The 6,137-nt window shown below is 72.3% G+C and carries 5 protein-coding genes; all 5 read left to right on the top strand.

The genetic code is table 11. The features are described 5' to 3' along the window. The first annotated feature begins 1 nt into the window (after position 1). Positions 2–1,210: an NAD(P)/FAD-dependent oxidoreductase gene (locus HCJ93_RS28365; protein WP_167998696.1), complete on the top strand. Its 1,209-nt coding sequence runs from the start codon at positions 2–4 to the stop codon at positions 1,208–1,210. A gap of 519 nt (positions 1,211–1,729) precedes the next feature. Then, positions 1,730–2,308, top strand: coding sequence for an acyl carrier protein (locus tag HCJ93_RS28370; RefSeq protein WP_167998697.1), 579 nt, complete (start codon positions 1,730–1,732; stop codon positions 2,306–2,308). A gap of 75 nt (positions 2,309–2,383) precedes the next feature. Continuing rightward, positions 2,384–3,691 (top strand): beta-ketoacyl-[acyl-carrier-protein] synthase family protein, encoded by a 1,308-nt coding sequence (locus tag HCJ93_RS30070; RefSeq protein WP_167998698.1) that lies wholly within the window; start codon positions 2,384–2,386, stop codon positions 3,689–3,691. Between the two features lie 8 nt (positions 3,692–3,699). Then, positions 3,700–4,890 (top strand): beta-ketoacyl synthase N-terminal-like domain-containing protein, encoded by a 1,191-nt coding sequence (locus HCJ93_RS28380; RefSeq protein ID WP_167998699.1) that lies wholly within the window; start codon positions 3,700–3,702, stop codon positions 4,888–4,890. Continuing rightward, the coding region (locus tag HCJ93_RS28385; protein ID WP_167998700.1) for a beta-ketoacyl-[acyl-carrier-protein] synthase family protein at positions 4,887–6,137 on the top strand (1,251 nt) is incomplete at its 3' end. The genes HCJ93_RS28380 and HCJ93_RS28385, both read left to right, overlap by 4 nt.

The raw sequence follows: 6,137 nt of genomic DNA on the forward strand, positions 1-6,137 counted from the left end.
CGTGCGCGAGGTCGTCGTGGTGGGCGCGGGCCTGGCCGGCGTGCGCGCCGGCGAGGCACTGCGCGCGCAGGGGTTCTCCGGGAAGCTGACCCTGGTGTCGGACGAGCCCGAACCGCCCTACGACCGGCCACCGCTGACCAAGCAGGTGGTGACCGGCACCCTCACGGAGGCCGACATCCGGCTGCCGGGCACGGCGGAGCTCGACGCTCGCTGGGTCCGGGGTGTCGCGGCCGTCGGACTGGACCGGGAACGGCGCCGGGTCCGGTTGGCCGACGGCACGGAACTGCCGTACGACGGGCTGGTCCTGGCGACCGGGGCGCGGGCCCGGCCCTGGCCCGGGGAGGTGCCGGCCGACGGTGTTCTGACGGTGCGTGGGCTGGCGGATGTGCGCCGGCTGCGATCGGCCCTGGCCGGCGGTGCTCGCGAGGTGGCCGTCGTCGGCGCGGGCTTCGTGGGGGTCGAACTGGCGTCGTCGCTGGCCGCGCTGGGCGTGCGGGTGACGCTGGTGGAGCCGTTCGGGCTCCCGCTCAGGGTCCTCGGCGGATCGGTCCCCGGCCTGGTGGCGAAGGCGGCTCGGCGGGCCGGGGTGCAACTGCTCACGGGCACGGGGGTGCGCGGCTTTCACGCCGAGGGGGAGCAGGTCCGCGGCGTCGAGCTGGCCGACGGGTCCGTGCTGCCCGCGCGGCTGGTGGTGGTCGCCATCGGAATGGTGCCGGCCACCGAGTGGCTGCAGGGCTCGGGACTGGCACTGCCGTCCGGGCGCGTCCACTGTGACAAGCGGCTGTTCGCCCGGACGCCGGATCCGTCCGGGCGGGGCGATCCGCGGATCGTGGTGGCCGGCGACGTGGCCCGGTGCGACGCGGTGCGCTCGGCGGACGGCCCGGTGCCGCTGGAACACTGGAGCAACGCGGCCGCACAGGGTGAGCTGGCGGGGCGGAACCTGCTGGCCGGTCCGGACACGGCACAGCCGTACGCACATGTGCCGTCCTTCTGGATCTCGGCGTTCGGGCTGCGCATCCGGTCGGTCGGCCTGCCGGGCACCGGCGACCGGGTGGCCGTGGAGGCCGGGGACCCGGCCACGGACGCGGTTCTGGAGGCGCACTACCGCGAGAGCCGGCTGGTCGGCGCGGTGAGCGTGAACCAGGGGCAGCTGCTGGCCGCCTATGCCAGAAGGCTCCATCAGGCTCCAGAAGAAGCGTTCCTTGACTGAAAGCATATAATCTACGGCGCGATTTTTTCCTTACCGACGAGTTAAATCATCGGCTATCCGGATTCCTTATCACTGAGCTCATTCGAAAGCCGCTCGGTCGCGTGACCTATCGCACATTACAGTGACTGGCCGCCCGGTTTTCTGATAGTGTTTTTGACAACGCCTCGCGGAGAGGCGGGCGCGCTTTCCGTGCATGCCTGGCAGTGTGGCCGGCGACGGAAGTGCGCCTTTCCCATAGGCGTCGGTTTCGGGGGTCTTCTGTTGCGATGTTCGCCTGAGTAGCGTCCCGTCGCGCTCTCTTCCAGGTCTTACGCTCCCTCAGGAGCATTTATCCGCCCTGCAGCGGCATGGCGGCATGCCGTCGGGCGCTCGCGGCCCAATGGCCGGTATCGCATTCCCTCATTGCCGTCCGCATCCGCGAAGCAATAGTCCAGCCGTCGTTTCCCTCTGAGGATTTTCCTGCCAGTTGAAGGGCCTGACGAAGGTACGTGGAAATCCCAGGCCACAAAGGAGATAACCATGCGGAATCCCTTCGCGAAAGAGCAGATTCACGACATTGTGCGCGAGGGTCTGGCCCAGGTCCTGGGCACCCCCGTCAACGCGATCACGGACGACGCCACGCTCGTCGCCGATCTGGGCGCCGAGTCCCTCGACCTGGTCGAGTTCCGCTACGAAATGGAGAGCAGGCTCGGCGTGGCGCTGCCCAAGTCGAACGTGCTGGACGAACTCGCCACCGCACTCGGCGGCTCCGAGCGGCTGTACGACGAGCGCGGCGGCATCACGGAACTGGCCGCCGAGGTGCTGCGCCGCAGCGCCTTCGGCTACACCGAGGAGCAGGTGCACGCCGGCATGCGGCCCTATGAGGTCGCCGCCGCGGCCACCAGCGCCCACTGGGCCTCCTTCACCCACGCGATCTTCGACCGCCTGCCCGAGTCCTGCAGCGAGTGCGGCGCCGGAGAGACGGAGATCGCCGCCTCCGGCCGGGCCGTGTGCGCGGGCTGCGGCGCTGCGGTGGAGGCGGCCACCGGCGACGAAATCCTCGCCGAGGGAGTCCGTGTGGCCCTGAAGGAGATCGAGAACGCCCAGCCCGCCGGCTGACGGTGCGGCGGGCATCCCGGCCCGCAGCCCACAGCCGGCGGACGCCACGTCGCAGCTCGTCCCGAAAGGAAAGACGTGACTCCTCCCACAGCCACCGCGGCCGGCCATGAGGTCGTGGTGACCGGATTAGGACTGGTCGCCGGCCCTCTGACAGACCCAGAGGAGCTGTTCGACCACCTCGCCGACGGACACAGCCTCATCACCGAACACCCCCGCCACGCGGAGTGGGGCGTCCCCTGCGCCGTCTCGGCCCACATAGCTCCCGGCGTCCAGCGGACCCTGCACGACGCCCTGCCCGACGAGGCCGGATCCCTCGGACCGGCCGGAGTCCTCGCCTGGCACGCCGCCGCCCAGGCCTGGGAACGCAGCGGACTGCCCCGGCGGCTGGACTCCGAACGCGGCGGTGTCTTCCTGGCCTGCAACCGCATGCTCATGGAGCCGGACGAACTCGTCGGCGTGGCCGCCCACGTGGACCACGAGACCGGCACCCTGGATCTGGACGCCTACCTCGACGCCGACGACGGACCCGACCCGCAGCGCTACGCCCGGATCCAGCCCGACACCGCCACCGCCGTCCTCGCCGACTACTTCGGCGCCACCGGCGCCATGGAGACCCGTGCGGACGCCTGCGCGGCAGGCGGCATGGCGATCGGCAGCGCGTACCGCCACATCCGTACCGGCACCCTCGACGTGGCGCTCGTGGGCGGCGCCGAGAGCCTGACGACGCTCGCCGCCGTCACCGCCTTCCACCAGGTCGGCGCGCTCGCCCCGGCCGGGGGACAGCATCCCGCGCGCGTCAGCCGCCCGTTCGACAAGGACCGCAGCGGCTTCGTGATCGGCGACGGCGCCGCCTTCCTCGTCCTGGAGTCGCGCGCCCACGCCGAAGCGCGCGGGGCCCGTGTCCTGGCCAGGATCGCCGGTTACGCAGGCGTCGCCGAGGCCGTCCAGATGACGTCCAGCTCACGGGACGGCTCCGACTACGCAGCGTGCATCCGGGCTGCTCTCGCCGACGCGGGACTCACCCCGGATGAGATCGATCATGTGAACGCTCACGGCACCTCGACGCAGGCCAACGACGCCTGTGAGGCGGCAGCCCTGCACACCGTGTTCGCGGACCGGGCCGGCCACGTCCCGATCACCGGCAACAAGTCGGCCATGGGCCACTCCCTGGCCAACAGCGGCGCGGCAGAGGCTGTGCTGTCCGTCCTCAGCATCCAGCGCCAGACCCTCCTGCCCACGCTGAACTTCACCGAGCCGGACGACGTGACCCGCGGGCTCGACATCGTCACCGAACGACGCGACGCACCGGTGAGCGCGGTCCTGTCGAACTCCTTCGGCTTCGGCGGCCAGAACTGCTCCCTCGTCCTGACGAAGGCCGGGTGAGCGCGGCCATGACGCATCTGCACACGGTGCGCCTGAGCGCACCCGCCGTGTACACGGCGACCGGCACGGATCCCGCGGCTCTGTGGGAGGCCCTGGTGGCCGGCAAGGACACCAGCAGCCCCTGCGAGCACCTCGCCGGACCCTGGCCGCCGTTGGACAACGTTTTCCTCGTGGACGACCCGGACGCGGCCACCCTCGGCGTGCACCGCAGGGTGCTGCGCACCTCGGAGAAGCAGGCCCGGATGGCGCTGTACGGCGCCCGGCTGGCCCTGGCCGGACCGGCGGCCGACGGACCCGTGGGCGGCCCCGACTGGGGCCTGTACCTCGGACTGCCCACAGTGGACGAGGAGTTGCTGCGACTCGATGCGCTTCAACGCCTCCACAAGATCGCCGGGCAGCCCGGCGAGGTGGCCGCCCTCTACGGCCGGGAGGTCCCCCCGTTCAGCGGGCTTTCCCACCTCAACAGCACCGCGGCCGCGCACATTTCGGCGGCCTTCGGGCTGATGGGCGCGATGGCCGCCTACTCCCCGTTCTCCGACGCCGGGCTGCAGGCCCTCATCGACGGGGTGCTGTCGGTCGCCGAGGGCGAGAACGAGGCGGCGGTCATCGGCGCGGTCAGCCCCAAGGTGCACCCGCTGCTGTTCGCCCAGTACGAGAACCTCGGGTGGAACGGGGCGGCCCCGGGGGAGGGCTCGGCCTTCCTGCTCGCCCGCCGCACCCGCGCCGGGGACACGGGGCCCGGTGTCCGGGTGGCTGGCTACGGCCGGGCCTTCGGCGCCGGTGAGGACACCGGTGGTGCTGCCGGTGACGACGCCCGCGCGGACGCGATCGCCGAAGCCGTCCAGGCGGCGCTGGAGATGGCCGGCACGGATGCCGACGGCATCGGCTGGGTACTGCCCGACGCCGTGTGGACCACGTCCGCCGAACGGGCGCAGAACGCGGCGCTGGACCGGGTCTTCGCGCACGCCGCCCGCCCGCCCGCGGTGTGCACCAGCGTGCGCGTCACGGGCGTGCTCGGCCCCGCGCACCCGCTGGCCCACACGGTGCTGGCGCTGACCGGACTGGCCACCGGCCGCAGGCTGGTCACCGAAGACGGCACCGTACGCGAGGAAAGACTGCCGGCTCCGCGGGCGCTGGCGCTGGCCTGCGGTGTGCGCGGCCAGGCGTGCGCCGTCGTACTGGAAGGGGTGGGGACATGACGCGCCGCGTCGTGGTGACCGGGCTGGGCGCCGTCTGCGGACTGGGGCTCGACTGGCAGACCATGTGGGACGGGCTGTGCCAGGGCCGTTCGGCGATCCGCGCCTGGCGGCTGCCCGGCATCGACGACTTCCCTGTGCGCTACGCGGCACCGGTCGACGACGAGGCCTTCGCCGAGCGCTACGGCGCCGACGAGGAACTGAACCGGCCCATGGAGCGCCGGGCCCGGTTCGGGCTGGCGGCCGCCGGGCAGGCGCTGGCCGACGCCGGGTTGGACACGTCCGGCGCACCCGGCCGCATCGGGACGGCCGTCGGCTCGGGCGTGCCCGAGCGGGACACCCACGAACTCCTGCTCGCCGTGGGCGACGACGGCAGGCCCAGCTGGCAGACGCTGCTGGCTCGGCGCGCCGGGCTCGACCCGGCCAGCGGTCTGCTGTGCACCAACGACGCGCTGGCCGCCTCCATCGCCGTACGCCACCGGCTGCGCGGTCCGGCGCTGAACTTCTCCACCGCCTGCGCGGGCGCCGCCCACGCCATCGGCCACGGCCTGCGCATGATCCGCCGCGGAGAGGTGGACGCCATGCTGGTCGGCGGGGCCGACTCGGTGCTCAACCTGCCGACCATGACCGGGCTGCACCTGCTCGGCGCGCCCTCCACCTCCGAGCTGTTCGGGGACCGGCTGTGCCGGGCCTTCGACCGGGACCGCAGCGGGCTGGTCGCCGGCGAGGGTGCGGCCATGCTGGTCCTGGAGAGCGAGGAGAGCGCGAGGAGACGCGGGGCGCGTATCCACGCCGAGCTGGCCGGTTTCGGCAGTTCGCTGGACGCCCACCAGGTCACCGCCCCGCACCCCGAGGGCAAGGGCGCCGCCCTGGCCATGAGCCGGGCCCTGGCGGACGCCGGGGTGGCACCGGAGCAGGTGGACTGCATCAACGCCCACGGCACCTCCACCCCGCTCAACGACCCGATCGAAACCCGCGCGATCAAGGACGTGTTCGCCTCGGGCGAGCACTACCGGAAGCTGGCGGTCACCGCCAACAAGACCATGCTCGGGCACCTCATCGCGGCCGCCGGCGCACCCGAGCTGATCGCCACCGTGCTGTCCGTACGCGACGGCGTCATCCCCCCGACGCTGAACCTGGAGAACCCGGACCCGGCCTGCGACCTGGACTACGTGCCGGACGAGGCGCGGTACCAGGAGGTGTCGGTGGCAGTGAGCAACTCCTTCGGCTTCGGCGGCCTCAACGCCAGT

The sequence above is a fragment of the Streptomyces composti genome (assembly GCF_012034205.1).
Classification (GTDB): domain Bacteria; phylum Actinomycetota; class Actinomycetes; order Streptomycetales; family Streptomycetaceae; genus Streptomyces; species Streptomyces composti.